This is a genomic window from Pseudomonas sp. P2S-1 (assembly GCF_057197725.1).
This window is the reverse complement of sequence record NZ_CM170068.1, coordinates 4,666,331-4,692,950: the sequence shown is the minus strand read 5'-3', so window position 1 is coordinate 4,692,950 and position 26,620 is coordinate 4,666,331. Positions and strand designations below refer to the sequence as shown.

Genomic DNA, 26,620 nt, shown 5'->3' with positions numbered 1-26,620 from the left:
AAGGAGTCACCATGACCAAGACCGTCATCAACAGCGACAAGGCACCTGCCGCCATCGGCACCTACTCCCAGGCGATCAAGGCTGGCAACACCGTCTACATGTCGGGCCAGATCCCCCTCGATCCGAAGACCATGGAGCTGGTAGAGGGCTTCGAAGCCCAGACCGTCCAGGTGTTCGAGAACCTCAAGGCGGTGGCCGAAGCGGCTGGCGGTTCCTTCAAGGACATCGTCAAGCTGAACATCTTCCTGACCGACCTAGGCCACTTCGCCAAGGTCAACGAAGTCATGGGCCGCTACTTCGAGCAGCCATACCCTGCCCGTGCGGCCATCGGCGTTGCCGCCCTGCCACGCGGTTCGCAGGTCGAGATGGACGCTATCCTGGTACTCGAGTAATACCCCCTGCGGCGAGCCGTCCGGTTCGCCGCATCTTTATCCTGAAGGACCCCGTCATGCGCCACGCGCTTGCCCTTTCCCTGGTTGCCGCACTGCTGGGCGGCTGCGCCAGCCACAAACCCGAAGACTACAACGGCATCTGGATCAACCAGGCCGCGATCGATGCTGCCTCCAAGGGCACCGGCCTGCGCTACGCGCTGGAGCGCAACGGTCCGAACTTCGAGTGGAAGGTCAATATTGCCGCGGGCCAGGCCAGTTACAGCAACGGTTTCGAGCTGGTCGAGGGCCGTCTGAAGGCCATCGACGAGGACCACTGGCAAGTGCAGTTGGAAGGCGACCAGGTGGAGAACCTCGAGCTGGACGGCAAGGAACTGGTCCAGGCGAGCAGCGAATGGGCGCCGGAGCAGCGTTTCCAGCGCAATACCAACGAAATCGATCCTGATGTTCCGCCGGGCGCGATTTTCGAGAAGGCGCTGTACGGCGCCTACATGAAAGGCGACTGGCGCGTCCTCGACGGCCCGGGCCTGGGCGGCACCGTGCGCTTCCGGGATAACGGCAGCCTCGACGGCCTGCCCAACCTCGATCGCTATGCCCTGTGCCTGGCCGGCGATTGCGCGACCATGACCGGCAAGTACGACAGCATGTGGCTGGAGCGCAATCAGCAAGGCAACCCGTGGATCTTCAAGCGTGACGGCAAGCAGCTGGAGATCTTCCAGGCCGTCAACGAAGCGCGGCCGGATGAGATGCCGGAACTGCGCCCGGGGGCCCGGCGCTGGTTGCTCGAGCGCAAATAACACCCGCGACGCGGACCCTGTGGGAGCTGGCTTGCCAGCGATTACTGTAGTGAATTCACCATAGCTATCGCTGGCAAGCCAGCTCCCACAGGGGGCCGCGTCGTGCTTTAGGGCTTTTGGCTCTCGAGGATCGCGGCGTAGCCCTCGCGGTAGCTCGGATAGGTCGGGGCCCAGCCCAACGCCCGGGCACGGGCATTACTACAGCGTTTACTACCAGTCCGCCGCACCCGCTGCTGCTCCGACCACTCGGTAACCCCCATGTACTCACGCAGCCAGGCCACCACCTCGGCCAACGGCGCCGGCGCATCGTCCACGCCGATATAGCAGGCATCCAGCGCCCGCCCATCGTGATCGGCACGCAGCAGGAAGGCCAACAACCCGGCGGCATCCTCGGCATGGATGCGGTTGCCGTACAGCGGCGGCTCTTCCGTCACCCGATAACCCTGCCGAACCTGGCTCAGCAGCCACTCACGACCCGGTCCGTAGATCCCGGTCAACCGCACGACACTGGCCGGAATCCCGCTGTCCAGCGCCAGACGCTCGGCTTCCAGCATTACCCGCCCGGAATATTCTTGTGGCGTGGTCTCGGCGGTTTCGTCGATCCACTCCCCGTCCTTCTGCGCAAACACGCTGCTGCTGGAGACGAACAGCAGGCGCCGCGGCTTCTGTCCACGCTCGGCGAGCCAAGCCAGCACATTGCGCAGCCCCTCGACATAGGCCGAGCGATAACCCGGCTCGTCGTGTTGGCTCGCCGCAACGCAATAGACCAGGTAATCGGGGGCGATCGTCGGCCAATCTGCCGGAATTTCGCGCTGTTCAAGGTCAGCAGCAATGGCCGTGACGCCCGCCGGCACCGCGCTGGCGTTGCGCCGCAAACCACTCACCGCCCAGCCGCCCGCCAGCAATTGCGTGGCCAGTCGGCCCCCGACATCGCCGCAGCCGACTACCAGAACCGAAGGTGCTGACATGCTGAAACTCCCGTAATCAAAGGCTGAACTATCCCGGCAAAATCGATAGGCGGCTAGCGATCGAAGTAAAAAAAGCTACTTTATTACTTCTGCTAACAAGAATTACTTGCAATAATGGCCGCCCATTTTTCTGTTCTCGGCCTGTTTCGAGGCCCTGAAGAGCATCCACTCATTCTTCTTCATCAGGTCCGGCCAGCATGACACGCATCCAACCTTCCGCTTCGCCAACCACGTCGCGCGCCCTGCGCGCCATCGCAGCGCTGATGTTCAGCCTGCTGCTGGCACCCGCCGCGATGGCTGAAGAGCCAACGGCAGCTCCGGCAGCACCTGCCGCCGCCGCCGCTCCAGCGAACCCGAGCGCAGAAGCTGCCGCTCCAGGTGCAGAACAAGCCGCCGCCGCTCCGGTCGATCCGGCCGCAGCGCCAGTGGAAGGCGCAGCCGAGCCCCTGAATGCGGACGGCGAGCCTCTGGCTGAAGACACCACCCTCGGCATGGGCCACGACCTGTCGCCATGGGGCATGTACCAGAACGCCGACGTGGTGGTCAAAGCGGTGATGATCGGCCTGGCCATCGCCTCGATCATTACCTGGACCATCTGGATCGCCAAAGGCTTCGAGCTGCTGGGTGCCAAACGCCGTCTGCGTGGTGAAATCGCCGCACTGAAGAAGTCCGTTTCGCTCAAGGACGCCGCCGACAAGGCCGACAAGCCGGGCACCCTGGCCCATGTGCTGATCCACGATGCCCTCGAGGAAATGCACCTCTCGGCCAACGCCCGCGAGAAAGAAGGCATCAAGGAGCGCGTCAGCTTCCGCCTGGAGCGCCTGGTAGCCGCCAGCGGCCGCAACATGTCCAGCGGCACCGGCGTCCTCGCCACCATCGGTTCCACTGCACCGTTCGTCGGTCTGTTCGGCACCGTGTGGGGCATCATGAACAGCTTCATCGGCATCGCCAAGACCCAGACCACCAACCTCGCCGTGGTCGCCCCGGGTATCGCCGAAGCCCTGCTGGCCACCGCCCTGGGCCTGGTCGCAGCCATCCCGGCCGTGGTGATCTACAACGTCTTCGCCCGTTCCATCGCCGGCTACAAGGCCCAGGTTTCCGACGCCTCGGCGCAGGTCCTGCTGCTGGTCAGCCGCGATCTGGACCACCAGCCAGGCGAGCGTTCCGCTCAGCCGCACATGGTGAAAGTGGGGTAAGCCATGGGCCTGCATCTTAATGAAGGTGGCGACGATCTCGCCGAGAACCACGAAATCAACGTAACGCCGTTCATCGACGTGATGCTGGTGCTGCTGATCATCTTCATGGTCGCGGCACCGCTGGCGACGGTCGACATCAAGGTCGACCTGCCCGCCTCGACGGCGAAACCCGCGCCCCGGCCGGAAAAACCGGTGTTCCTCAGCGTCAAGGCCGACCAGAAGCTTTACCTCGGTGAAGAACTGGTCCAGCAGCACGACCAACTGGGTCCGATGCTGGATGCCAAGACCAAGGGCGACAAGGAAACCACGATCTTCTTCCAGGCCGACAAGGGCGTGGACTACGGCGATCTGATGGACGTCATGAACATTCTGCGCGCCGCCGGCTACCTCAAGGTCGGCCTGGTCGGGCTTGAGACGGCAGCGAAGAAATGATCGAGACCCGGTACAAGCTGGGGCGTTATGGCGGTAGCCTGTTTCTTGTGCTGGCGGTGCATGCCATCGCCATTGCGCTGACCCTGAACTGGTCCCGGCCAGAGGCTATCGAATTGCCGCCTGCGGCCATGATGATCGCAATGCCACCGATGCCGGAGCCGGCACCGCCACCACCGCCCCAGGTGGTGACGCCGCCACAGCCACCGGCACCGGTGGAAGAACCGCCGCTGCCGAAGCTGGTCGAGGCGCCGAAACCGAAGATCGCGATTCCCAAGCCTGCCAAGCCGAAGGCCAAGCCACAACCGCCCAAGCCTGAGCAGAAGGAAGAGCCGAAGGAGAAACCGGTCGAGCAGGAAGTTGCCGACGCCCCGCCAAGCCCGGCGCCAGCCACCAAATCGGCTGCTCCGGCGCCGAGCGTGCCGAGCAACAGCCAGGCCAAGGCAACCTGGCAGAGCGAGCTGCTGAACCACCTGGCCAAGTTCAAGCGCTATCCGGAAGATGCGCGTCGCCGCGGCCAGACCGGTATCACCCAGCTGCGCTTCGTGGTCGACTCCGAAGGCCGCGTGGTGTCCTACGAGCTGGTCGGCAAGTCCGGCAGTGCCTCGCTGGACCGCGCGACCCTGGAAATGATCCGCAGGGCGCAACCGCTGCCCGCGCCGCCGAAGGATATCCTGACCAACGGCGTCATCGACCTGAAGGCACCGTTCGTCTTCTCTCTCGAGAAGAACCGGCGCTAAGCCAAACTGGGGCCGCAACGCGGCCCCAAAGTTTTTGGCCAATCATCGTTTCTGTCGCACACGCACAAGTCTGATAACGTGCGTCTATCGGTTGCAGCCGCTATGCTGGGGCCGCTACTTCACGGACGCCAGTTATGACCCTCACAGAATTGCGCTACATCGTCACCCTTGCCCAGGAACAGCACTTCGGCCATGCCGCCGAGCGCTGCCATGTCAGCCAGCCGACGCTGTCGGTGGGCGTGAAAAAGCTGGAGGACGAGCTGGGCGTACTGATCTTCGAGCGCAGCAAGAGCGCGGTGCGCCTGACCCCGGTCGGCGAGAGCATCGTCGCCCAGGCGCAGAAGGTCCTCGAGCAGGCCCAGGGCATCCGCGAACTGGCCCAGGCCGGCAAGAACCAGCTGACCGCGCCGCTCAAGGTCGGGGCGATCTATACCGTCGGTCCCTACCTGTTCCCGCACCTGATTCCGCAACTGCACCGGGTCGCCCCGCAGATGCCGTTGTACATCGAGGAAAACTTCACCCACGTGCTGCGCGACAAGCTGCGCAACGGCGAGCTGGACGCAGTGATCATCGCCCTGCCGTTCAACGAAGCCGACGTGCTGACCCTGCCGCTCTACGACGAGCCGTTCTACGTGCTGATGCCCGCCGGGCACCCGTGGACCCAGCAGAAAACCATCGATGCCGGCCTGCTCAACGACAAGAGCCTGCTGCTGCTCGGTGAAGGCCACTGCTTCCGCGACCAGGTCCTGGAAGCCTGCCCGACCCTGGGCAAGGGCAACGACGGCGCCAAGCACACCACGGTGGAGTCCAGCTCGCTGGAAACCATCCGCCATATGGTCGCCTCGGGCCTGGGCGTGTCGATCCTGCCGCTGTCGGCGGTACACAGCCATCATTACGCCCCGGGGGTGATCGACGTGCGTCCGCTGAGCGCGCCCGCGCCGTTCCGCACCGTGGCCATCGCCTGGCGCGCCAGCTTCCCGCGGCCCAAGGCCATCGAGATCCTTGCCGACTCGATCCGCCTCTGCTCCGTGGCCAAGCCGCCCGCGAGCGAGTAGGTCGTTGTCATGACCGAGTTGTCCCATGTGTCGGTCACGGCACTGAAAGGCGTAGGCGAAGCCCTTGCCGAGAAACTGGCCAAGGTCGGCCTGGAAAACCTCCAGGACGTGCTGTTCCACCTGCCCCTGCGCTATCAGGACCGCACCCGCGTAGTGCCCATCGGCGCCTTGCGCCCGGGCCAGGACGCGGTGATCGAGGGTGTGGTCAGCGGCGCCGACGTGGTCATGGGCAAGCGCCGCAGCCTGGTGGTGCGCATGGGTGACGGCAGCGGCGTGCTCAGCCTGCGCTTTTACCACTTCAGCATGGCGCAGAAGGACGCGCTCAAGCGCGGCACCCACGTGCGCTGCTACGGCGAAGCGCGGCCCGGTGCCTCGGGCCTGGAGATCTACCACCCGGAATACCGTGTGCTCAACGGCAACGAACCACCGCCCCCGGTGGACCAGACCCTGACGCCGATCTACCCGACCACCGAGGGCCTGACCCAGCAGCGCCTGCGCCAGCTGAGCCTGCAGACCCTGACCATGCTCGGCCCGCGCAGCCTGCCGGACTGGCTACCGGAAGAGCTGGCCCGGGACTATCAGCTCGGCCCGCTGGACGAAGCCATCCGCTACCTGCACCAGCCACCGGCGGACGCCGATGTCGACGAACTCGCCGAAGGCCAGCACTGGGCCCAGCACCGCCTGGCCTTCGAAGAACTGCTGACCCATCAACTGTCGCAGCAGCGCCTGCGTGAAAGCATGCGTTCGCTGCGTGCACCGGTACTGCCGAAAGCCAGGCACCTGCCCCAGCAATTCCTCGCCAACCTGGGCTTCCCGCCCACTGGCGCGCAGCAGCGCGTCGGCAACGAGATCGCCTACGACCTGAGCCAGCAGGAACCCATGCTGCGCCTGGTGCAGGGCGATGTCGGCGCCGGCAAGACCGTGGTCGCCGCCCTCGCCGCCCTGCAGGCGCTGGAAGCCGGTTACCAGGTGGCGCTGATGGCGCCCACCGAGATTCTCGCCGAGCAGCACTTCATCACCTTCAAGCGCTGGCTGGAGCCGCTGGGCATTGAAGTCGCCTGGCTGGCCGGCAAGCTCAAGGGCAAGGCCCGCGTCGCCGCGCTGGAACAGATCGCCACCGGTACGCCGATGGTGGTCGGTACCCATGCCCTGTTCCAGGAAGAGGTGAAATTCCACAACCTCGCCCTGGCGATCATCGACGAACAGCACCGCTTCGGTGTGCAGCAGCGCCTGGCGCTGCGCCAGAAAGGCGTGGGCGGGCGCTTCTGCCCGCACCAGTTGATCATGACCGCTACGCCGATACCGCGGACCCTGGCGATGAGCGCCTACGCCGACCTCGACACCTCGATCCTCGACGAACTGCCCCCCGGCCGGACCCCGGTGAATACCGTGCTGGTCGCCGACAGCCGGCGCTTCGAAGTGGTCGAGCGGGTCCGCGCCGCCTGTGCCGAAGGGCGCCAGGCCTATTGGGTGTGTACCCTGATCGAAGAGTCCGAGGAACTGACCTGCCAGGCCGCCGAGACCACCTTCGAAGAGCTTTCCAGCGCCTTGGGCGAACTGCGCGTGGGGCTGATCCACGGCCGCATGAAAGCCGCGGAAAAAGCCGCGGTCATGGCTGAATTCAAGGAAGGCCGCCTGCAATTGCTGGTGGCCACGACGGTGATCGAGGTGGGCGTGGACGTGCCCAATTCCAGCCTGATGATCATCGAAAACCCCGAGCGCCTGGGCCTGGCCCAGCTGCACCAGTTGCGCGGCCGGGTCGGACGCGGCAGCGCAGTGAGCCACTGCGTGCTGCTCTACCACCCGCCGCTGTCGCAGATCGGCCGCGAACGCCTGGGGATCATGCGCGAAACCAATGATGGTTTCGTCATCGCCGAGAAGGACCTGGAGCTGCGCGGCCCCGGGGAAATGCTCGGCACCCGCCAGACCGGCCTGCTGCAATTCAAGGTCGCCGACCTGATGCGCGACGCCGACCTGCTGCCCGCCGTGCGCGACGCAGCCCAGGCCCTGCTGGCACGCTGGCCCGACCACGTCAGCCCGCTCCTGGAGCGCTGGCTGCGTCACGGCCAACAATACGGCCAGGTGTGACGAATTCGGCGGAATTGGATCCAGGCCGCCGGTCAAGCTGGTTATAATCTCGCCACTGTGAAGAATTTGGATACAGACCATGATTGAAGTTGCCCTCGATACTGCAACCCCACAGGTTCCGTCTGTTATCCGGCTGCTGCTCGAAAAGCTGGGTATCGCCTACCGCGAAGTCGCCGATCATCCGCAGTTGCCGCCAGAAACCCGCGTTCAGGCCGTCCTGCTCGACGACACGGTCGGCGCGCTGATGGTGCTGTTCCCGCAGAGCCAGCTGCTCGACCTCAGCCGCCTCACCGAGCTGACCGGGCGCAAGCTGGCCGCCGTGCCGCTGGAGCGCCTGCAGAGCATGCTCGACAAGCATGGCCTGAAGATCCTGCCCGGCATCCCGGCGCTGACCAGTTCACCCTGCCTCTACGAAGAAAGCCTGCTCAAGCCAGACGCCCTGCTGGTGCAGTCGGGTGAAGCCGGGTTGCTCCTGGAAATCGAGCGCGACGACTTCCGCAAGATGCTCAGCAAGGCCAGCGCCGGCCAGTTCGGCGAGCTGCTGAGCAAGATCCATCCGAACCTGGACCGTCCGCTGGATGACCGCGACGAGATCACCCAGGCGGTCCAGGCGTTCACCGCGCGGCGCATCCAGCAGCGCCTGGAATCGACCATCGAGATTCCACCGCTGGCCGAGACGGCGCAGAAGATCATCAAGCTGCGGGTCGACCCCAACGCCACCATCGACGACATCACCGGCGTGGTGGAAACCGACCCGGCGCTGGCGGCCCAGGTGGTCAGTTGGGCGGCTTCGCCGTACTACGCTTCGCCCGGCAAGATCCGCTCGGTGGAAGATGCCATCGTCCGCGTGCTCGGTTTCGACCTGGTGATCAACCTCGCACTGGGCCTGGCCCTGGGCAAGACCCTCAGCCTGCCCAAGGACCACCCGCAACACACCACGCCGTACTGGCAGCAATCGATCTACACCGCTGCGGTGATTGAGGGGCTGACTCGGGCCATGCCGCGGGCCGAACGTCCCGAAGCCGGCCTGACCTACCTGGCGGGCCTGCTGCACAACTTCGGCTACCTGCTGCTGGCCCACGTCTTCCCGCCGCACTTCTCGCTGATCTGCCGGCACCTGGAGGTCAACCCGCATGTCTGCCACAGCTATGTCGAGCAGCACCTGCTGGGTATCAGCCGCGAGCAGATCGGCGCCTGGCTGATGCGTTTCTGGGACATGCCGGATGAGCTGGCCACTGCGCTGCGCTTCCAGAACGACCCGCACTACGCCGGCGACCACTCGCCGTTCGCCAACCTGGTATGCCTGTCGGTGCGCCTGCTGCGCGCCCGGGGCATCGGCTCGGGGCCGGATGAGGCGATTCCGGATGAATTGCTCGAGCGCCTGAGCATCAGCCGTGAAAAGGCCGAGGACGTGGTGAACAAGGTGCTGGAAGCGGAAGTGATGCTGCGCGAGCTGGCTTCGCAGTTCAGCCAGCACTGATTGGCTGTGCCGCTGATGGCCTCATCGCTGGCAAGCCAGCTCCCACAGGTTCAGCGGTGCACGCGGTCCCTGTGGGAGCTGGCTTGCCAGCGATGAGGCCATCAGCCACACCCCATACCAGAAAGTCTTACTTCTTCTTCGGTTTCAGGTACTTCATCAACCCCTGGAACCAGATCACCAGCGCCGGATTGCCCTTGATCTGGATGGTCTTGTCCTGAATCCCCTGCATGAACGCCAGCTGCTTGTTCTTCGCCTGCAGCGTCTCGAAACCAAACGCCGCGTCCTTGAACGCAATGGCAAAGGCCGGTGCCGGGTGCGTACCGCCGCTGCTGCGGATACGGCTGTCCTTGACCACGAAGTGACGGGCGACCTTGCCGTCCAGGGTCTGCAACTGGAACACCAGGTCCTTGTCCTTGAGTTGCTGCTGGAACGCCGGGTTCTTGCGACTGGCCCGGGCCATCAACAGCCCCATGGCCCAAAGGAGAAAGCGGAACTTCATGAATGCGCCTCGGTGAAAAAGTGACTGCCGGCGCGCAGTTTATCCTTTTAGTGAACGAAAGCTACTGATCCCGCAAAACAAAACGGGCATCCCCAGGATGCCCGTCTTGACTGCATTCGATGGATCACGCTATCAGTTGACGCTTTCCTTGAGGGCCTTGCCTGGCTTGAACGCCACGGTATTGCTGGCCTTGATTTTCACCGGTTCGCCGGTTTGCGGGTTCTTGCCGGTGCGAGCGCCGCGGTGGCGTTTTTCGAAGGTACCAAAACCCACGAGCGTCACGCTGTCGCCTTTGCTCAGCGCATGGCTGATTTCATCCAGGACGACATTCAGTACGCGACCGGCCTGATCCTTGGTGAGATCGGCCTTCTCGGAAATGGTTGCGGCGATTTCGGATTTACGCATGGTGAAGCCTCTTTGACGGAATTTTTGTTGTTATGCCGTGCTGCCCTTCAAGGCAGCGCCCAAGGCACCGCAGGCTCTAGTCTGCGGCAGACGGAAGTGAGGATGGCACGCCGCCAAGGGCCGCGCCAGTCTCGACGCGGCCATTGGGCGGGCAATAGAAGGGTAAATCCGACAGAACGACCGGTATTTACGCCAGCAGGGCCGGAAGCTGGCGATTGAGCGCTAGTTTCTCCATGACCGCACTCCCGGTCAGGGCATAGCCGAGCAACTGGCCCTGAGCATCGTGGCAGAGCACTTTCAGGTCGCTGCCCTGGCCTTCCACGCTCCATGTGCCTTCGTTGCCAAGGGGCGGCGGCGACACCACCAGTGGACAGACCGGGGTCTTCACCGTGATCGGCATCGGGCCATAGGCGACTGCGGTAGGGTTGCCCGCCAGGGTCTGTGCCAACGCACGCGCACTGGTCATCAGCGGCATGACGTAAAGCAGATTAAGGCCATCGACCTCGGCACAGTCGCCCAAGGCGAAGATATTGGCGTGGGACGTGCGCAGTTGCCGGTCCACCACCACTCCACGGTTGATCCGCAGGCCGGCAGCGCCAGCCAGGTCGGTACGTGGCCGCAGGCCGACCGCCGAAACCACCAGATCGCAGGCAATCACCGAACCGTCCGACAGGTGCGCCTCAAGCCCTTCGCTCGCCCGCAGCAGGCGGGTCAGCACCGGCCCGAGATGGAAACGCACACCCAGGCCTTCGAGGCCGCCCTGGACGGCCGCTGCGGCCGCCGGGTGCAGCAAGGTCGGCATGACCTGCTCGCACGGCGCCACCACGTCCACCTCGAAGCCGCCCAGGCTCATGTCGTTGGCGAATTCGCAGCCGATCAGGCCGGCACCGAGAATCAATACCCGACGCTTGCCGGCAGCAGCGGCACGGAAGCGCGCGTAGTCTTCCAGATCGTTGATCGGGAACACCGCATCGACACCATCGCCTTCCATCGGCACACGCACGGTTTCCGCGCCCCAGGCCAGCACCAGGTCGCGGTAGCGCACCTGCTCCTCGCCGATCCACAGGCGCTTGTGTCCCGGATCGATGCCGCTGATACGCGTGTGGGTGCGGACCTCGGCCTTGAGCTGCTCGGCCATGGCCCCCGGCTCGGCCATGCTCAGGCCGTCGGCGTCCTTGTTCTTGGCGAAGCCGGTGGACAGCATCGGCTTGGAATAGGAGCGGCCGTCATCCGCAGTGATCAGCAGCAACGGCGTCTCGCCATCGAGCTTGCGAAATTCGCGGGCGAGGTTGTAGCCCGCCAGCCCGGTGCCGATTATCACGACGGGATCGGTCATGCCTTGAAAGTCCTTGTCTGGGTTGAAAACGGGATCAGCCGATGGCGATCATTTCGAAGTCGGTCTTGCCCACGCCGCAGTCCGGGCACAGCCAGTCTTCCGGGACATCTTCCCAGCGGGTGCCCGGCGCGATGCCGTCATCCGGCCAGCCTTCGGCTTCGTCATAGATCAGGCCGCACACGATGCATTGCCACTTTTTCATCACTGTTTCTCCTCGGGTTCAGGCCTGGCCCGATCCTGCTTTTATGGAAATGGCGATCGGGCCGTCAGCGGGCTTTGTACTGAGCCCGGCCTGGGGATGCAAGCCGCGTTGGGCAAACATGTTAAGCTTCGCCGCTTCACTGGCCTGTAACCCCTTGACTACCGTGCCAAACGAATCCTCGCAATATTCCGCCGTGCACTGGGCGCCGCATGATGCGCGGCTGGCAGCCCAGACCCCGGCGCTGATCCTCGACTGGCTGTTCGACCAGGGTTCCCTGACCCGCCGCCTGATCCGCCTGTCCACCGACCATTTTTCCGTGACCCCGCTGGCCGAAGGCTGGCAGACCCTGCGTGACGACGAGTGCCTGGCCCTGGGCCTGGCGCCCGGCAGCCAAGGCTGGGTGCGCGAGGTGTACCTGCGCGGCCACGGCGAGCCGTGGGTGTTCGCCCGCAGCGTCGCCGGGCGCCAGGCCCTGCTCGATGACGGGCTGGACCTGGAAGCGCTGGGCAGCCGCTCGCTGGGCGAACTGCTGTTCTGCGACCAGGGCTTCGTGCGCCAGGCCATAGAGGTCTGCCACTACCCGTCCGCCTGGCTGCCCGAGGGGCAGACGGACGAAGGTCTCTGGGGCCGCCGTTCGCGTTTCGACCGCGGCGCCCTGGGCCTGCTGGTGGCCGAAGTGTTCCTGCCCGGCCTGTGGCATGCCACCGAAGCGTTCAAGGAGGTCCGCTGATGTACCTGAACCTGCTCAAGTCGCTCAACCGCCTGCACCCCCGGGCCTGGGACTTCATCCAGCTGAGCCGCATGGACAAGCCGATCGGCATCTACCTGCTGCTCTGGCCGACCTTGTCGGCGGTGTGGATCGCCGGCAATGGCTCGCCGAGCGTGGCCAATGTGCTGATCTTCCTGTTCGGCGTGGTGCTGATGCGCGCGGCCGGTTGCGCGATCAACGACTTCGCCGACCGCAAGGTCGACGGTCATGTGAAACGCACTGCCGAGCGGCCGCTGGCCGCCGGTCGGATCAGCGCTCGCGAAGCCCTGGCGCTGTTCGCCTTGCTGGTGGGCATCAGCTTGCTGCTGGTGCTGTGCACCAACCAGAAGACCGTGCTGCTGTCGTTCGGCGCGGTGGCGCTGGCGGCCTGCTACCCGTTCATGAAGCGCTACACCTATTACCCGCAGGTGGTGCTGGGGGCGGCGTATTCGTGGGGTATTCCCATGGCGTTCACCGCGGCCAACGGCGAGTTGCCGGCGATCGCCTGGCTGCTGTACATCGCCAACCTGTTGTGGACGGTGGGCTATGACACCTACTACGCGATGGTCGACCGCGACGATGACCTGAAGATCGGCGTGAAATCCACCGCGATCCTGTTTGGCGAGGCCGACCGCACCATCATCCTGGCGCTGCAGGGTGCGTCGCTGCTGTGCCTGCTGCTGGCGGGCAACCAGTTCGGCCTGGGTGGCTGGTTCCATCTGGGGCTGCTGGGCGCGGCGCTGTGCTTCGCCTGGGAATACTGGTCGACCCGCGGGCTGGAGCGGGAGGCCTGCTTCAAGGCGTTCCTGCATAACCATTGGGCGGGGTTGATCATCTTTGTCAGCATTGTGGTCGATTACGCGACCCGCTGACTCTTCTGCTGTGGCTGAGGGCCTCATCGCTGGCAAGCCAGCTCCCACAGGGACCGCGTGCACCGCCGGACCTGTGGGAGCTGGCTTGCCAGCGATAGGGCCCTCAAGACTTACGGCTTGGCCGCGTGCCACACATCCTTCATGCCGTCACCAGTCTTGTCCCCGGCCGCCTTGTCCTTGACGAAGGTATACAGCGGCTTGCCGTCATAAGCCCACTGCATGCTGCCGTCGTCGCGCTTGATCTGCGTCCACTTGCCCTCGGCCTTGTCGCCGGCCGTGGCCATCAGCGGTGGCCAGTTCTTGGCACATTCACCCGAACACATCGACTTGCCACCACTGTCCTTGTCGAAGGTGTAAAGCGTCATTCCGGCGTGGTCCACCAGCATGCCGTCCTTCTCCATCGCCGGCGCTGCCAGCGCCAACCCGGGGAGGGCCAACGTTGCACAAAGAGCCATCCAGTTCAGCGTATGTCGTGTCATTGGATTCACCGTTCTCTTCTTGAAATGCGGGATTTAAAGCCTAGCCCAGTAACAGAATGTTGCTGCAAGGTCCCCGGACTTGTCACACAGCTGCAATAATTCCGTTATCTAATGCGGGCCAAGACACCTGAAGCTGGGAAGAGGTTTAAGCATGGTTGGCAGGAATATTCTCATCGTCGACGACGAAGCGCCCATTCGCGAAATGATCGCCGTTGCCTTGGAAATGGCCGGCTATGACTGCCTGGAGGCCGAGAACTCCCAGCAGGCGCACGCCATCATCGTCGACCGCAAGCCGGACCTCATCCTGCTCGACTGGATGCTCCCGGGCACCTCCGGCATCGAACTGGCCCGCCGCCTGAAGCGCGACGAGCTGACCAGCGACGTGCCGATCATCATGCTCACCGCCAAGGGTGAGGAAGACAACAAGATCCAGGGCCTGGAAGTCGGCGCCGACGACTACATCACCAAGCCGTTCTCGCCCCGCGAGCTGGTTGCCCGCCTCAAGGCCGTGCTGCGCCGTGCCGGCCCGACCGACGGCGAAGCGCCGATCGAAGTCGGCGGCCTGCTGCTCGACCCGATCAGCCACCGCGTGACCATCGACGGCAAACCCGCCGAGATGGGCCCGACCGAATACCGCCTGCTGCAATTCTTCATGACCCACCAGGAACGCGCCTACACCCGTGGCCAGTTGCTGGACCAGGTCTGGGGCGGCAACGTCTATGTCGAGGAGCGCACCGTCGACGTGCATATCCGTCGCCTGCGCAAGGCGCTGGGTGATGCCTACGAGAATCTGGTACAAACCGTTCGTGGTACCGGCTACCGCTTCTCGACCAAGAGCTGAAAACAGCCACAAGCCTCAAGCTATAAGCCTCAAGTAAGAGCAAAAGCAAAACGAGATCAGCTTCAACCTTGCCGCTTATGGCTTGCAGCTTGAGGCTGATCCGAAAGGATCCCAATTGAACCAGAACTGGCACGGTACCCTGATTCGCCACATGCTTTTGCTGATCAGCGTCTGCCTGATCGCCGGGCTTGTCAGCGGTTACTACGGCTGGGCCCTGGCCTTGGGCCTGGCGGTCTACCTGGGCTGGACCCTCAAGCAGATGCTGCGCCTGCACCATTGGCTGCAGGCGCACAAACCCGACGAGCCGCCACCGGATGGCTATGGCCTGTGGGGCGAGGTGTTCGACAGCATCTATCACCTGCAGCGCCGCGACCAGCGCGTGCGGGGGCGCCTGCAGGCGGTGATCGACCGCGTCCAGGAGTCCACCGCTGCCCTGAAGGACGCGGTGATCATGCTCGACAGCGAAGGCAACCTGGAGTGGTGGAACCGCGCCGCCGAGACCCTGCTGGGCCTCAAGACCCCACAGGACAGCGGCCAGCAGGTAACCAACCTGGTGCGCCATCCGCGCTTCAAGGAATACTTCGAGGCGGAAAACTACGTCGAGCCCCTGGAAATCCCCTCGCCCACCAGCGACCGCATGCGCATCCAGTTCCACATCACCCGCTACGGCAACAACGAGCACCTGATGCTGGTGCGCGACGTGACCCGCATCCACCAGCTGGAACAGATGCGCAAGGACTTCGTCGCCAACGTCTCCCACGAGCTGCGCACGCCACTGACCGTGATCGCCGGCTACCTGGAGACCCTGCTGGACAACGTCGAGGAGGTGAACCCGCGCTGGGTCCGCGCCCTGCAGCAGATGCACCAACAGGGTGGACGCATGCAGACCCTGCTCAACGACCTGCTGTTGCTGGCCAAGCTGGAAGCCACCGATTACCCCTCGGACAACCACCCGGTCGCCATCGACGGCCTGCTGAGCTCGATCAAGAGCGATGCCCAGGCCCTGTCCGGCCAGCGCAACCAGCGCATCAGCCTGGAAGCAGAACCCGGCCTGCGCCTCAAGGGCAGCGAGGCGGAATTGCGCAGCGCCTTCTCCAACCTGGTGTTCAACGCGGTGAAATACACCCAGGACGAAGGCAATATCCGCATCCGCTGGTGGGCCGACGAACAGGGCGCGCACCTGAGCGTGCAGGATTCCGGCATCGGCATCGACGCCAAGCACCTGCCACGCCTGACCGAACGCTTCTACCGGGTCGACTCCAGCCGCGCCTCCAATACCGGCGGCACCGGCCTGGGCCTGGCGATCGTCAAGCACGTGCTGTTGCGCCACCGCGGACGCCTGGAGATCAGCAGCGTGCCCGGCCATGGCAGCACCTTCACCTGCCACTTCGCTCCCGCCCAGCTGATCGCGCAAAAGGCTCACTGATCCAGCGGACTTTGCATTTGCGCCCCCAGCCGCTACATTGGCGGACCGTGCCAGCACAAGCTGGCACTTATTTCTTTCTATTTCTAGAACACGGAACCCCGTAAAACTCCATCATGGAACCTTCTTCCAGTATCAGCCTCGCCTCTCTTTTCGCCGATTTCGGCATGATTCTTTTCGCTTTGCTCCTGGTCCTGCTCAACGGCTTCTTCGTTGCGGCGGAGTTCGCCATGGTCAAGCTGCGCTCGACCCGGGTCGAGTCGATCGCCGAGCAGCACGGCTGGCGCGGCAGCATCCTGCGCACCGTGCACAGCCAGCTCGACGCCTACCTGTCCGCCTGCCAGCTGGGCATCACCCTGGCCTCGCTGGGCCTGGGCTGGGTCGGCGAGCCGGCCTTCGCCCACCTGCTGGAGCCGCTGCTGGCTGCGGTCGGCGTGGAGTCGCCGGAGATCATCAAGGCGGTTTCGTTCTTCAGCGCCTTCTTCGTGATTTCCTACCTGCACATCGTGGTCGGCGAGCTGGCGCCGAAATCCTGGGCGATCCGCAAGCCGGAACTGCTCTCGCTGTGGACCGCCGTGCCGCTGTACCTGTTCTACTGGCTGATGTACCCGGCCATCTACCTGCTCAACGCCAGCGCCAACGCCATTCTGCGCATCGCCGGCCAGGGTGAGCCGGGCCCGCATCACGAGCATCACTACAGCCGTGAAGAACTGAAGCTGATCCTGCACTCCAGCCGTGGCCAGGACCCGAGCGACCAGGGCATGCGCGTGCTGGCCTCGGCGGTGGAAATGGGCGAGCTGGAAGTGGTCGACTGGGCCAACTCCCGGGAAGACATGATCAGCCTCGACGCCAACGCGCCGCTGAAAGAGATCCTGGCGATGTTCCGCCGCCACAAGTTCAGCCGTTATCCGGTGTACGACGCCGAACGCGGCGAGTTCGTCGGCCTGCTGCACATCAAGGACCTGCTGCTGGAACTGGCGGCCCTGGACCATGTGCCGGAGTCCTTCAACCTGGTCGAGCTGGTGCGTCCGCTGGAGCGGGTGTCCCGGCACATGCCGCTGTCGCAGTTGCTGGAGCAGTTCCGCAAGGGTGGCGCGCACTTCGCCCTGGTCGAGGAAGCCGACGGCAAGGTGATCGGCTACCTGACCATGGAAGACGTGCTGGAAGTGCTGGTCGGCGATATCCAGGACGAACACCGCAAGACCGAGCGCGGCATCCTCGCCTACCAGCCGGGCAAGCTGCTGGTACGGGGCGACACGCCGCTGTTCAAGGTCGAGCGCCTGCTCGGCATCGACCTTGACCATATCGAGGCGGAAACCCTCGCCGGCCTGGTCTACGAGACCCTCAAGCGGGTCCCGGAAGAGGAAGAAGTGCTGGAAGTCGAAGGCCTGCGCATCATCATCAAGAAGATGAAAGGGCCGAAGATCGTCCTGGCCAAGGTGCTCAAGCTCGATTGAGCGGCCTCAGGGGTTGCCGGCGGTAAAGTTCGGCAACCCGCCGATGGGCTGGTTGAACTGGTAGGGAATCGACTCCACCGCCAGCCCGACATTGCGCTGCACCACGAAATGCAGGTGCGGCGCGGTGCTCCTCCCGGTATTCCCCGAACGCGCCAGCGGCGTGCCATAGGCCACCTGCTGGCCTTCGCGCACCAGCACCGAACCGCGCTGCAAATGCAGGTACACGCCCATGGTGCCGTCGTTGTGCAGGATCCTTACGAAGTTGCCGGACGGCTGGGTGCCCCGCCCGCTCTGCCGGTTCTCGATCTTCACCACCACGCCGGCCCGCGCGGCGATGATCGGCGTGCCCTCGGGCATGGCGATATCCATGGCATAGCGGCCTTTCGGGCCGAAGTGGCTGAAGCGGCCGTTGGGGCCCTGGGTCAGGCGGAACGGCCCGCCACGCCAGGGCAGCGGGTAACGATAGGCCTGGGGACGCTGGGCGGGGTCGCCAAGGGCGGTGCGCAGGGTTTCCTTGTAGCTGACCTTCTGCCCCGGCCGGATCGCCGTCAGCGCGGCCACGGCCACCGTGGCCCGTGCAGGGATCACCCGGCGCACCAGACGCGGTCCCGCTTCCCGGGCGTTGCCCAGGCGTTCCAGGCGCAGTTCGACCTCCACCGGGGCGTACAGCTCGTTGTACACGGAGAAATGCACGCCGCCGGGATGGGGCGTGGCTTGCAGATGGACCTGGCGCTCGAGTTTCTCTTCCATGCGGTCGCGGAAGATAAAGGGCTGCGCGCCGGGCATCGGGCGATCGGAATAGGTCACCACGCCAAAGGCATCGCGGTGTTGGTAGATGGTCATGGCCAGCGCCGGCCCGGCGGATAGCAGCAATGCACAGAACAGCAGCAGGCGAGCGGGCATGACGGGAGGCCCTCCGACGACGGGGCTTTCTTGGGGTTGTCGTCGAAGCCTAGCAGCGGGAAATCGGCCGGGAAGCCGTGGAAACGGCTTGAGAGGGTTGCAGGCGATCAGCGGTGGCAATTTGCCGCTAGACGGCCATATTCACCGGCCTCATCGCTGGCAAGCCAGCTCCCACAAGGACCGAGTGCACCGCAAACCCTGTGGGAGCTGGCTTGCCAGCGATGAGGCCATCAGTAGTAACCAAGCAGTCAGGCGCTTGGAATGTACTGCTTCTGCGCCGTCCCGCGGGCGATCAGCCGCGACAGGTAATCCAGCTTCTGCGCATCCTGGTCGACAAAACGGAAGATCAGCTGCAGCCAGTCACTGTCCGGCTTCGGCTCCATGGCCGCGACCGAGTGCAGGTAGCCATTGAGGCGGGCGACCTCCGAGGTCTCGCCCTGCTCCAGGTCGAGCACGGCGCCTTCCAGGACCTGCGGCAGCGCATCGCTGCGGCGTACCACCAGCGAGGCTTCCTTGAGGGTCAGGGCCTTGATGATGCACGGCTGGTTGCCGCTGGACAGACGCAACTGACCCTGGCCACGACCGGTCGGCGATGCCGGCTGGGCCGGGGGCGTCGGCGCATTGATCAGCGGCTTGGCCGCAGGTGCGGCAGCCGTCGGAGTGGCGGCCTTGGGTACATTGCCGGTCAGGGCCGACAGCGAATCGTTGGCAAAACCGGTGGAGGAGCGGGCCGGACCACCCGCCATGGCGGCGTCCAGCTTGCCAACCTTGGCCAGGGACTTCTTCACCTTGGTCAGCAACTGCTCGTTGGTGAACGGCTTGCCGACATAGTCCGAAACGCCGGCATGGATCGCCTGGACCACGTTTTCCTTGTCGCCCCGGCTGGTAACCATGATGAACGGCAACGCCTTGAGGGCATCCTGCTGGCGGCACCAGGTGAGCAACTCGAGGCCGGACATCTCCGGCATCTCCCAGTCGCACAGGACCATGTCGAAGACTTCCTTGGCCATCAGGGCCTGGGCCTTGCGCCCGTTGACCGCATCTTCCGTGATCATCCCCGGAAAATAGTTGCGCAGGCATTTCTTTACCAGGTCACGGATGAACGGCGCATCATCCACAACAAGAACTTTGACTTTACTCATCGCCACTCCTTCCAGATCCCGGCTAGCATAACGTTGACTGATGGCCATTTGCCAAAACTTCGGTCACGCCGGGACAACAACACACTCGTTCGCGGGTGCCTTCTCTTGCGCTGCCGCAAACGAAAACGCCCGGCCAAAAGCCGGGCGTCAGTTCTCGGGGCAGTCTTATTTATCGTCAGATTCAGCCGGAACATTAGCCTTTTCGACGCCCTGGACTTCTTCTTTCATGCGCTTGAGGCCCATGTGCCGCACGTCGGTACCGCGTACCAGGTAGATCACCAGCTCGGAGATATTGCGTGCATGGTCGCCGATCCGCTCCAGCGAGCGCAGGGCCCAGATCACGCTGAGCACCCGGGAGATCGAGCGCGGATCTTCCATCATGTAGGTGACCAGTTCGCGCAGGGCGGTCTTGTATTCGCGGTCGATGGTCTTGTCGTACTGGGCCACGGAGAGCGCCAGGTCGGCGTCGAAGCGGGCGAAGGCATCCAGGGCATCACGCACCATGTTGCGCACCTGGTCGCCGATGTGGCGGACCTCGACGTAGCCCCGCGGCGACTCGCCTTCCTCGCACAGCTGGATGGCGCGGCGGGCGATCTTGGTCGATTCGTCGCCGATGCGCTCCAGGTCGATCACCGACTTGGAGATGCTGATGATCAGGCGCAGGTCGGAAGCGGCCGGCTGGCGGCGGGCGAGGATGCGCACGCATTCCTCGTCGATGTTGCGCTCCATCTGGTTGATCTGCTCGTCGACCTCACGCACCTGCTGGGCCAGGCCGGAGTCGGCCTCGATCAGCGCGGTGACGGCGTCGTTGACCTGCTTCTCGACCAGGCCGCCCATGGCCAGGAGATGGCTGCGCACCTCTTCGAGTTCGGCGTTGAACTGCTGGGAGATGTGATGGGTGAGGCTGTCTTTATCGATCATGCTTTCGCTCCGCAAAGCTGCCGGCTCCAGGCCGCAAGCTTCAAGTCATTCGTGTCTGTCCCGGGCACCGCCTGCGCGCGCGTCCGGACCTAGCCGTAGCGACCGGTGATGTAGTCTTCGGTCTGCTTCTTGGCCGGGTTGGTGAACAGGGTATCGGTGTCGCCGAACTCCACCAGCTTGCCCATGTACATGAACGCGGTGTAGTCGGAGACCCGTGCCGCCTGCTGCATGTTGTGGGTCACGATGACGATGGTGTACTTGGACTTCAGCTCGTAGATCAGCTCTTCGACCTTCAGGGTCGAGATCGGGTCGAGGGCCGAGCAGGGTTCGTCGAGGAGCAGGACTTCCGGCTCGACGGCGATGGTGCGGGCGATGACCAGACGCTGCTGCTGACCACCGGACAGGCCGAGGGCCGAGTCGTGCAGGCGGTCCTTCACTTCGTCCCACAGGGCGGCGCCCTTGAGGGCCCACTCGACGGCTTCGTCGAGCACACGCTTCTTGTTGATGCCCTGGATGCGCAGGCCGTAGACCACGTTTTCATAGATGGTCTTGGGGAACGGGTTGGGCTTCTGGAACACCATGCCGACCCGGCGACGCAGCTCGGCGACGTCTTCGCCCTTGCGGTAGATGTTGTTGCCGTACAGGTTGATGGCGCCTTCCACACGGCAGCCGTCGACCAGGTCGTTCATGCGGTTGAAGGTCCGCAGCAGGGTCGACTTGCCGCAGCCGGACGGGCCGATGAAGGCGGTCACGCGCTGTTTCGGGATGTTCATGCTGACGTCGAACAGGGCTTGCTTGTCGCCGTAGAACAGGCTCAGGCCCGGCACTTCGATGGCCACGGTTTCTTCGGCCAGGCGCAGGCTCTGCTTGTCGCGACCCAGGGCGGACATGTCGATGCCGTGGGAGTGGGATTCATGCTGCATGGTGCTTACTCCATTTGAAGCTGCAAGATTCAAGCTGCAAGCTGCAAGAAAAGGGCAGAAGCGGCACTGCTCCAAGCTTGAGGCTTGCAGCTTGCCGCTTGTGGCTGATTTAGCTGTCCAGCGCCTTGTACTTCTCGCGCAGGTGGTTGCGGATCCATACGGCCGACAGGTTCAGGGTGGCGATCACTAGGACCAGCAGCAGCGCGGTGGCGTACACCAGCGGACGCGCCGCCTCGACGTTCGGGCTCTGGAAGCCGACATCGTAGATGTGGAAGCCCAGGTGCATGATCTTCTGGTCCAGGTGCAGGTACGGGTAGTTGCCATCCACCGGCAGCGACGGCGCCAGCTTCACCACACCCACTAGCATCAGCGGCGCCACTTCGCCGGCGGCACGGGCCACGGCGAGGATCATGCCGGTCATCATCGCCGGGCTGGCCATGGGCAGGACGATCTTCCACAGGGTCTCGGCCTTGGTCGCGCCCAGGGCCAGGGAGCCTTCGCGCACGGTCCGCGGGATCCGCGCCAGGCCTTCCTCGGTGGCCACGATCACCACCGGCACGGCCAGCAGCGCCAGGGTCAGCGAAGCCCAGAGCAGGCCCGGGGTACCCAGGGTCGGCGCCGGCAGCGCTTCGGGGAAGAATAGGCGGTCGAGCGAGCCACCCAGCACATAGACGAAGAAGCCCAGGCCGAACACGCCGTAGACGATCGCCGGTACGCCGGCCAGGTTGTTCACGGCGATGCGGATCAGCCGGGTGACCGGGCCCTGGCGTGCATATTCACGCAGGTAGACCGCCGCCAGCACGCCGAACGGGGTGACGATCACGGCCATGATCAGGGTCATCATCACGGTGCCGAAGATGGCCGGGAAGATACCGCCCTCGGTGTTGGCTTCACGCGGATCGTCGCTGAGGAATTCCCAGACCTTGGCGAAGTACACGCCAAGCTTGGTGAACAGGCCCATGCCGTTGGGCTGGTAGGCGTGGACGATCTTGCTCAGGTTGATCTCGACTTCGCGACCGTTGCCGTCACGGGCGACCATGGAATCACGGGCGAAGTCCTGGTGCAGGCTGCCCAGGCGGTCCTCGATGGCCTTGTAGCGGTTGTTCAGCTCGGCACGCTCGGATTCGATGTCGGCCTGGGCGGCGGCGTCCAGCTTGCCTTCCAGCTCCAGCTTGCGGCTGTGCAGGCGCAGGCGTTCGAGGCCGTGGTTGATGGCACCGATATCTTTCTTTTCCAGGGTCTGCAGGTCGCCGGACAGCTTGTCGGCGCGGGCCAGGCGGCTTTGCAGTTCGGCCCAGGCCGCCGGACCTTCAGCGACCACCTTGCCGTTTTCCTTGACGCTGACCAGGTAGCCGTAGAAGTTGCCCCACTCGCGGCGCTCCAGGGCGATCAGGTCGGCCGGGCGCTGCTCGTCCACCAGCCACTCGCCGACCACCCAGGTGAAGTCGCTGCCGTTGAGGTCGCGGTTACCCACCTTGATCAGTTCGCGGGTCATGAATTCCGGGCCGTCGTCCGGCACCGGCAGGCCGGCGCCCTTCAGACGGGCACGGGGTACTTCTTCCTTCTGTACCACCTCGCCGACCACTACATGCGCGGGCTGGCCCGGCACGTTGTAGCTGGCCTGGACCAGGTCAGCGGGCCAGAAGTGGCCCAGGCCGCGGACGGCGATCACGGCCAGCAGGCCGATGGTCATGATGACCGCGATGGCGACCGAGCCACCACTGATCCAGACACCGGGTGCGCCGCTCTTGAACCAGCTGTTGAGGGAATCCTTTTTCACGGATCTCTACCTTCTCTATCAAAGCGACGAGTATTTCTTGCGCAGACGCTGGCGAATCAGCTCGGCCAAGGTGTTCATGACGAAGGTGAACATCAGCAGCACCAGCGCCGCCAGGAACAGCACGCGGTAATGGCTGCCGCCGACTTCCGACTCCGGCATCTCCACCGCGACGTTGGCCGCCAGGGTGCGCATGCCCTCGAACAGGTTCAGCTCCATCACCGGCGTGTTGCCGGTGGCCATCAGCACGATCATGGTCTCGCCCACGGCGCGGCCCATGCCGATCATCAGTGCCGAGAAGATGCCCGGGCTGGCGGTCAGGATGACCACGCGGGTCAGGGTCTGCCACGGCGTGGCACCCAGCGCCAGCGAGCCCAGGGTCAGGCTGCGCGGCACGCTGAACACGGCGTCCTCGGCGATCGAGTAGATGTTCGGGATAACCGCGAAGCCCATGGCGATACCGACCACCAGGGCGTTGCGCTGGTCGTAGGTGATGCCCAGGTCGTTGGTGATCCACAGGCGCATGTCGCCGCCGAAGAACCAGGTTTCCAGGAACGGGCTCATGTACAGGGCGAACCAGCCGGTGAAGAGGATCACCGGGATCAGGATCGCCGCTTCCCATCCATCCGGAACGCGCAGGCGGATCGATTCCGGCAGGCGGCTCCAGCTGAAGCCGGCGACCAGGATGCCCAGTGGCAACAGCAACAGCAGGCTGAACACGCCCGGCAGGTGGCCTTCGAGGTACGGCGCAAGGAACAGGCCGGCGAAGAAGCCGAGGATCACCGTCGGCATCGCTTCCATCAGTTCGATCACCGGCTTGACCTTGCGGCGCATGCCCGGGGCCATGAAGTAGGCGGTGTAGATGGCGGCGGCGATGGCCAGCGGTGCGGCCAGGATCATCGCGTAGAAGGCCGCCTTGAGGGTACCGAAGGTCAGCGGCGACAGGCTCAGCTTGGGTTCGAAGTCGGTGTTCGAGGCGGTCGACTGCCAGACATATTTAGGCGCGTCGTAGTTCTCGTACCAGACCTTGCTCCACAGGGCACTGAAGGAGACTTCCGGGTGCGGGTTCTTCAGGCTCAGCGGCTGCAGTTTGTTGCCGTCTTCGATCAGCACGCGGTTGGCGCGCGGCGACAGGGCGAGGATGCCCGGGCCGTCAACGGCCTGTTCGATCAGCAGGGTACGGTGCGCGGTGCTGTGGAACACACCGAGCTTGCCGCTGGCGTCCAGGGCGATGAAGCCCTTGCGGCGCTCTTCGGCGTCGATCTGCACGATCGGCGAATCGCTCATCTTGAAGTCGCGGATGCGCTTGAGGTGCTGCTCGCCATCCGGGTCGCGGGCCATGAACCACTGGGTCAGGACGCCCTTGGAGTCACCGACGATCAGCGAAATGCCGCCGACCAGCTGGGCCACCGCGGTGATCTCGACATTGCCGTCCTCGGCCAGCTTGTAGCGACCGTTGAGGCTCTTCTCGCGCAGGTTGAACACGTCGGCCTGGGCGCGACCGTTGATCACGTACAGCCACTGCTGGCGCGGATCGACGAAGATCTGCTTCACCGGCTCGGTCATCTGCGGCAGTTCGATGCGGTTCTGCTCGTTGGTGACTTCGCCGGTCATCATGTTTTCCGAACGGCTCAGTTGCAGCACCTGCAGGTGTGCGCCGGCGGAACCGGTCAGCAGCAGGGTGTCGCCGTTGGCGTTCAGGCTCACGTGTTCCAGCGCGCGGCCCTGCTCGTCCAGGGCGATGGGCTCCTGGCCATAAGGGAAGTCGATGGCGGGGGTGATGGTCTTCTTGTTGTCCGGGTAGGTGATCTTGTAGGTGTGGTGGAACACCACCACCTGACCATTGGACAGGCCCAGCACGATCAGCGGGCTACCCGGCTGGTCGGCACCGATCGAGGTCACCTGGACACCCGGCGGCAGGGGCAGATCGACGCGCTTGAGCTCGGCGCCGGTCTTGGTATCGAAGAACAGGGCCTGGCCCTTGTCGGAAACGCGCATGCCGACCAGGTTCTGCTCTTCCAGGGCGATCATCAGCGGCTTGCCGGCGTCCTGTTGCAACCAGGCGGGCTGCAGGGCCGGCTTGCTGGTCAGGCTCGCGCCCTGGAACAGTGGCACCACCACATAGGCCAGGTAGAAGAAGATCAGGGTAATCGCCGCCAGCACGGCAAGCCCGCCGACCAGTACATACCAGCGGGTCAGGCGGTCCTTCAGCGCGCGGATGCGGCGTTTGCGTTGCAGCTCGGGCGTATTGAAGTCAATCCGCACCGGGGAGGAATTTGGGGTCATTGTGGAATTGGCCAGATCATTCATGCGCACACACCCTAGCGGTCCCGTATGACAGAAACATGACAATGCGGTGACGCAAAAAAGCCCGCCGCACAGGCATCCCTGGCAGCGGACTGGAAATTTGCAGGTGGGGCCTGGCGTCCTCCGGGCCCCACGAGGTCACGCTTAGTTCTTGGCTACACCGGCGGTGTGGCTCAGACCCAGGTCAGCCAGGGCTTTTTCGGCCACTTTGGCTGGCAGCGGAATATAACCGTCTTTCACTACGACCTGCTGACCGGCCTGCGACAGGACCAGCTTCACGAACTCGGCTTCCAGCGGGGCCAGAGGCTTGTTCGGGGCCTTGTTGACGTAGACGTACAGGAAGCGCGACAGCGGGTAGGTGCCGTTCAGGGCGTTGGCTTCGTTGTCTTCAACGAACTCGCCGCCTTCTTTCTTGGCCAGGGCTACGGTCTTGACGCTAGCGGTCTTGTAGCCGATGCCGGAGTAGCCGATGCCGTTCAGCGAGGAGCTGATCGACTGAACAACGGAAGCCGAACCTGGCTGCTCGTTGACGTTAGGCTTGAAGTCGCCTTTGCACAGGGCTTCTTCCTTGAAGTAGCCGTAGGTGCCGGATACCGAGTTGCGGCCGAACAGCTGGACTGGCTTGTTGGCCAGGTCGCCGGTCACGCCCAGGTCGCCCCAGGTTTTCACGTCGGCTTTGCCGCCGCACAGACGGGTCGACGAGAAGATCGCGTCAACCTGGGCCATGGTCAGGCCTTTGATCGGGTTGTCCTTGTGCACGAAGACGGCCAGGGCGTCGACGGCAACCGGGATGGCGGTAGGCTTGTAGCCGTACTTCTGCTCGAAGGCCTGCAGCTCGACGTCCTTCATCTTGCGGCTCATCGGGCCCAGGTTGGCGGTGCCTTCGGTCAGCGCGGGTGGCGCGGTGGAGGAGCCGGCGGCCTGAATCTGAATGTTTACGTTCGGGTACTCTTTCTTGTACGCCTCAGCCCACAGCGTCATCAGGTTGGCCAGGGTATCGGAACCAACGCTGGACAGGTTGCCCGACACACCGGTGGTCTTGGTGTAGGTCGGAATGGCTGGGTCAACAGCGGCGACCGCATTGGCGGTGGCAACGCCAGCGGCGACAAAGGTCAGGGCCGCCATCAAACGCTTCAGTTTCATGCCTTGCTCCTAGCAGGAATTCGGGGGTGAGATGGATCGGGCCCCAGTATCTGTAGGCCGGATGACTAATCTATGACTCGATTATGACAATTAGATGAAA

Annotated in this window: 26 protein-coding genes; 13 read left to right on the top strand and 13 right to left on the bottom strand. The window is 64.2% G+C overall.

Annotated elements, in window-relative coordinates; all coding sequences use genetic code 11:
- Positions 1 to 11 precede the first annotated feature (11 nt).
- Positions 12 to 392, top strand: coding sequence for a RidA family protein (locus AC2CQI_RS20975; RefSeq protein ID WP_330072809.1), 381 nt, complete (start codon positions 12 to 14; stop codon positions 390 to 392).
- 56 nt (positions 393 to 448) lie between these two features.
- Positions 449 to 1,186, top strand: coding sequence for a hypothetical protein (locus tag AC2CQI_RS20970; protein WP_075805843.1), 738 nt, complete (start codon positions 449 to 451; stop codon positions 1,184 to 1,186).
- Positions 1,187 to 1,293: 107 nt separating this feature from the next.
- On the opposite strand, the gene AC2CQI_RS20965 is transcribed toward AC2CQI_RS20970, so the two are convergent.
- Entirely contained in the window at positions 1,294 to 2,154 is an 861-nt protein-coding gene (locus tag AC2CQI_RS20965) for an NAD-dependent epimerase/dehydratase family protein (RefSeq protein WP_484577764.1), read from the bottom strand.
- Positions 2,155 to 2,351: 197 nt separating this feature from the next.
- Here AC2CQI_RS20965 and exbB point away from each other — a divergent pair, with 197 nt between their 5' ends.
- The 6 genes from exbB to AC2CQI_RS20935 all read left to right on the top strand — a co-directional run bounded on the left by exbB (position 2,352) and on the right by AC2CQI_RS20935 (position 9,142).
- Positions 2,352 to 3,350, top strand: coding sequence for a tonB-system energizer ExbB (exbB, locus tag AC2CQI_RS20960; protein ID WP_484577763.1), 999 nt, complete (start codon positions 2,352 to 2,354; stop codon positions 3,348 to 3,350).
- A 3-nt stretch (positions 3,351 to 3,353) separates the two neighbouring features.
- Complete coding sequence (exbD, locus tag AC2CQI_RS20955) at positions 3,354 to 3,782, top strand: TonB system transport protein ExbD (RefSeq protein WP_075805840.1); 429 nt, start codon at positions 3,354 to 3,356, stop codon at positions 3,780 to 3,782.
- The gene (locus tag AC2CQI_RS20950) at positions 3,779 to 4,519 is read left to right on the top strand and encodes an energy transducer TonB (protein ID WP_075805839.1); all 741 of its coding nucleotides are present in this window, start codon (positions 3,779 to 3,781) and stop codon (positions 4,517 to 4,519) included. Before exbD ends, AC2CQI_RS20950 begins: the two co-directional genes overlap by 4 nt.
- Positions 4,520 to 4,653: 134 nt before the next feature.
- Positions 4,654 to 5,574, top strand: a complete 921-nt coding sequence (locus AC2CQI_RS20945; RefSeq protein WP_075805838.1) for a hydrogen peroxide-inducible genes activator — start codon at positions 4,654 to 4,656, stop codon at positions 5,572 to 5,574.
- 9 nt (positions 5,575 to 5,583) lie between these two features.
- Positions 5,584 to 7,662 carry an ATP-dependent DNA helicase RecG gene (gene recG, locus AC2CQI_RS20940; RefSeq protein WP_484577762.1) on the top strand — a complete coding sequence of 693 codons (2,079 nt, stop codon included), beginning with the start codon at positions 5,584 to 5,586 and terminating at the stop codon, positions 7,660 to 7,662.
- 79 nt (positions 7,663 to 7,741) lie between these two features.
- Positions 7,742 to 9,142 (top strand): HDOD domain-containing protein, encoded by a 1,401-nt coding sequence (locus tag AC2CQI_RS20935; protein ID WP_484577761.1) that lies wholly within the window; start codon positions 7,742 to 7,744, stop codon positions 9,140 to 9,142.
- 127 nt (positions 9,143 to 9,269) lie between these two features.
- On the opposite strand, the gene AC2CQI_RS20930 is transcribed toward AC2CQI_RS20935, so the two are convergent.
- The 4 genes from AC2CQI_RS20930 to AC2CQI_RS20915 form a co-directional block, all read right to left on the bottom strand.
- Positions 9,270 to 9,641: a helicase gene (locus tag AC2CQI_RS20930; RefSeq protein ID WP_075805835.1), complete on the bottom strand. Its 372-nt coding sequence runs from the start codon at positions 9,639 to 9,641 to the stop codon at positions 9,270 to 9,272.
- A 132-nt stretch (positions 9,642 to 9,773) separates the two neighbouring features.
- A complete protein-coding gene (locus AC2CQI_RS20925) occupies positions 9,774 to 10,046 on the bottom strand; it encodes an HU family DNA-binding protein (RefSeq protein ID WP_075805834.1) in 273 nt (90 codons plus the stop codon).
- Positions 10,047 to 10,233: 187 nt separating this feature from the next.
- Complete coding sequence (locus tag AC2CQI_RS20920; protein ID WP_484577760.1) at positions 10,234 to 11,382, bottom strand: NAD(P)/FAD-dependent oxidoreductase; 1,149 nt, start codon at positions 11,380 to 11,382, stop codon at positions 10,234 to 10,236.
- A 34-nt stretch (positions 11,383 to 11,416) separates the two neighbouring features.
- On the bottom strand, positions 11,417 to 11,584 hold the full coding sequence (locus tag AC2CQI_RS20915; RefSeq protein ID WP_075805832.1) for a rubredoxin: 168 nt from the start codon (positions 11,582 to 11,584) through the stop codon (positions 11,417 to 11,419).
- Between the two features lie 118 nt (positions 11,585 to 11,702).
- Here AC2CQI_RS20915 and AC2CQI_RS20910 point away from each other — a divergent pair, with 118 nt between their 5' ends.
- Together AC2CQI_RS20910 and ubiA are read left to right on the top strand one after the other, a co-directional pair.
- Entirely contained in the window at positions 11,703 to 12,314 is a 612-nt protein-coding gene (locus AC2CQI_RS20910) for a chorismate--pyruvate lyase family protein (RefSeq protein ID WP_484577759.1), read from the top strand.
- Positions 12,314 to 13,204: a 4-hydroxybenzoate octaprenyltransferase gene (ubiA, locus tag AC2CQI_RS20905; protein WP_484577758.1), complete on the top strand. Its 891-nt coding sequence runs from the start codon at positions 12,314 to 12,316 to the stop codon at positions 13,202 to 13,204. The genes AC2CQI_RS20910 and ubiA overlap by 1 nt, the downstream gene beginning before the upstream one ends.
- A 110-nt stretch (positions 13,205 to 13,314) precedes the next feature.
- Here ubiA and AC2CQI_RS20900 read toward each other — a convergent pair whose 3' ends face one another.
- Positions 13,315 to 13,683, bottom strand: coding sequence for a COG4315 family predicted lipoprotein (locus AC2CQI_RS20900; RefSeq protein ID WP_484577757.1), 369 nt, complete (start codon positions 13,681 to 13,683; stop codon positions 13,315 to 13,317).
- 151 nt (positions 13,684 to 13,834) lie between these two features.
- Between AC2CQI_RS20900 and phoB the strand changes: the two genes are divergently transcribed.
- From phoB to AC2CQI_RS20885, 3 genes are all read left to right on the top strand, one after another.
- On the top strand, positions 13,835 to 14,524 hold the full coding sequence (gene phoB, locus AC2CQI_RS20895) for a phosphate regulon transcriptional regulator PhoB (protein WP_075805828.1): 690 nt from the start codon (positions 13,835 to 13,837) through the stop codon (positions 14,522 to 14,524).
- 151 nt (positions 14,525 to 14,675) lie between these two features.
- A complete protein-coding gene (phoR, locus tag AC2CQI_RS20890) occupies positions 14,676 to 15,950 on the top strand; it encodes a phosphate regulon sensor histidine kinase PhoR (RefSeq protein ID WP_484580647.1) in 1,275 nt (424 codons plus the stop codon).
- Between the two features lie 113 nt (positions 15,951 to 16,063).
- Complete coding sequence (locus tag AC2CQI_RS20885) at positions 16,064 to 17,404, top strand: hemolysin family protein (RefSeq protein ID WP_075805826.1); 1,341 nt, start codon at positions 16,064 to 16,066, stop codon at positions 17,402 to 17,404.
- 6 nt (positions 17,405 to 17,410) lie between these two features.
- On the opposite strand, the gene AC2CQI_RS20880 is transcribed toward AC2CQI_RS20885, so the two are convergent.
- The 7 genes from AC2CQI_RS20880 to AC2CQI_RS20850 form a co-directional block, all read right to left on the bottom strand.
- Positions 17,411 to 18,307: a peptidoglycan DD-metalloendopeptidase family protein gene (locus tag AC2CQI_RS20880; protein ID WP_484577756.1), complete on the bottom strand. Its 897-nt coding sequence runs from the start codon at positions 18,305 to 18,307 to the stop codon at positions 17,411 to 17,413.
- A gap of 248 nt (positions 18,308 to 18,555) precedes the next feature.
- Positions 18,556 to 19,449 (bottom strand): response regulator, encoded by an 894-nt coding sequence (locus tag AC2CQI_RS20875; protein WP_484577755.1) that lies wholly within the window; start codon positions 19,447 to 19,449, stop codon positions 18,556 to 18,558.
- Positions 19,450 to 19,614: 165 nt separating this feature from the next.
- The gene (phoU, locus tag AC2CQI_RS20870; protein WP_009402408.1) at positions 19,615 to 20,370 is read right to left on the bottom strand and encodes a phosphate signaling complex protein PhoU; all 756 of its coding nucleotides are present in this window, start codon (positions 20,368 to 20,370) and stop codon (positions 19,615 to 19,617) included.
- A gap of 89 nt (positions 20,371 to 20,459) precedes the next feature.
- Complete coding sequence (gene pstB / locus AC2CQI_RS20865) at positions 20,460 to 21,293, bottom strand: phosphate ABC transporter ATP-binding protein PstB (protein ID WP_075805823.1); 834 nt, start codon at positions 21,291 to 21,293, stop codon at positions 20,460 to 20,462.
- 109 nt (positions 21,294 to 21,402) lie between these two features.
- Positions 21,403 to 23,073: a phosphate ABC transporter permease PstA gene (pstA, locus tag AC2CQI_RS20860; protein ID WP_075805822.1), complete on the bottom strand. Its 1,671-nt coding sequence runs from the start codon at positions 23,071 to 23,073 to the stop codon at positions 21,403 to 21,405.
- An 18-nt stretch (positions 23,074 to 23,091) separates the two neighbouring features.
- Positions 23,092 to 25,380, bottom strand: coding sequence for an ABC transporter permease subunit (locus AC2CQI_RS20855; protein ID WP_484577754.1), 2,289 nt, complete (start codon positions 25,378 to 25,380; stop codon positions 23,092 to 23,094).
- Positions 25,381 to 25,521: 141 nt separating this feature from the next.
- Positions 25,522 to 26,520: a phosphate ABC transporter substrate-binding protein PstS gene (locus AC2CQI_RS20850; RefSeq protein WP_075805820.1), complete on the bottom strand. Its 999-nt coding sequence runs from the start codon at positions 26,518 to 26,520 to the stop codon at positions 25,522 to 25,524.
- Between the last annotated feature and the right edge of the window lie 100 nt (positions 26,521 to 26,620).

Coding starts and splice junctions, on each gene's coding strand:
- phoU (WP_009402408.1), bottom strand. CDS start 20,370: ATGATCGATAAAGACAGCCTCACCCATCACATCTCCCAGCAGTTCAAC.
- ubiA (WP_484577758.1), top strand. CDS start 12,314: ATGTACCTGAACCTGCTCAAGTCGCTCAACCGCCTGCACCCCCGGGCC.
- AC2CQI_RS20875 (WP_484577755.1), bottom strand. CDS start 19,449: ATGAGTAAAGTCAAAGTTCTTGTTGTGGATGATGCGCCGTTCATCCGT.
- AC2CQI_RS20930 (WP_075805835.1), bottom strand. CDS start 9,641: ATGAAGTTCCGCTTTCTCCTTTGGGCCATGGGGCTGTTGATGGCCCGG.
- exbB (WP_484577763.1), top strand. CDS start 2,352: ATGACACGCATCCAACCTTCCGCTTCGCCAACCACGTCGCGCGCCCTG.
- AC2CQI_RS20935 (WP_484577761.1), top strand. CDS start 7,742: ATGATTGAAGTTGCCCTCGATACTGCAACCCCACAGGTTCCGTCTGTT.
- AC2CQI_RS20920 (WP_484577760.1), bottom strand. CDS start 11,382: ATGACCGATCCCGTCGTGATAATCGGCACCGGGCTGGCGGGCTACAAC.
- recG (WP_484577762.1), top strand. CDS start 5,584: ATGACCGAGTTGTCCCATGTGTCGGTCACGGCACTGAAAGGCGTAGGC.
- AC2CQI_RS20855 (WP_484577754.1), bottom strand. CDS start 25,380: ATGAATGATCTGGCCAATTCCACAATGACCCCAAATTCCTCCCCGGTG.
- phoR (WP_484580647.1), top strand. CDS start 14,676: ATGCTTTTGCTGATCAGCGTCTGCCTGATCGCCGGGCTTGTCAGCGGT.
- AC2CQI_RS20885 (WP_075805826.1), top strand. CDS start 16,064: ATGGAACCTTCTTCCAGTATCAGCCTCGCCTCTCTTTTCGCCGATTTC.
- AC2CQI_RS20880 (WP_484577756.1), bottom strand. CDS start 18,307: ATGCCCGCTCGCCTGCTGCTGTTCTGTGCATTGCTGCTATCCGCCGGG.
- exbD (WP_075805840.1), top strand. CDS start 3,354: ATGGGCCTGCATCTTAATGAAGGTGGCGACGATCTCGCCGAGAACCAC.
- AC2CQI_RS20975 (WP_330072809.1), top strand. CDS start 12: ATGACCAAGACCGTCATCAACAGCGACAAGGCACCTGCCGCCATCGGC.
- AC2CQI_RS20910 (WP_484577759.1), top strand. CDS start 11,703: ATGTTAAGCTTCGCCGCTTCACTGGCCTGTAACCCCTTGACTACCGTG.
- AC2CQI_RS20965 (WP_484577764.1), bottom strand. CDS start 2,154: ATGTCAGCACCTTCGGTTCTGGTAGTCGGCTGCGGCGATGTCGGGGGC.
- AC2CQI_RS20925 (WP_075805834.1), bottom strand. CDS start 10,046: ATGCGTAAATCCGAAATCGCCGCAACCATTTCCGAGAAGGCCGATCTC.
- AC2CQI_RS20850 (WP_075805820.1), bottom strand. CDS start 26,520: ATGAAACTGAAGCGTTTGATGGCGGCCCTGACCTTTGTCGCCGCTGGC.
- AC2CQI_RS20945 (WP_075805838.1), top strand. CDS start 4,654: ATGACCCTCACAGAATTGCGCTACATCGTCACCCTTGCCCAGGAACAG.
- AC2CQI_RS20970 (WP_075805843.1), top strand. CDS start 449: ATGCGCCACGCGCTTGCCCTTTCCCTGGTTGCCGCACTGCTGGGCGGC.
- AC2CQI_RS20950 (WP_075805839.1), top strand. CDS start 3,779: ATGATCGAGACCCGGTACAAGCTGGGGCGTTATGGCGGTAGCCTGTTT.
- phoB (WP_075805828.1), top strand. CDS start 13,835: ATGGTTGGCAGGAATATTCTCATCGTCGACGACGAAGCGCCCATTCGC.
- AC2CQI_RS20900 (WP_484577757.1), bottom strand. CDS start 13,683: ATGACACGACATACGCTGAACTGGATGGCTCTTTGTGCAACGTTGGCC.
- AC2CQI_RS20915 (WP_075805832.1), bottom strand. CDS start 11,584: ATGAAAAAGTGGCAATGCATCGTGTGCGGCCTGATCTATGACGAAGCC.
- pstB (WP_075805823.1), bottom strand. CDS start 21,293: ATGCAGCATGAATCCCACTCCCACGGCATCGACATGTCCGCCCTGGGT.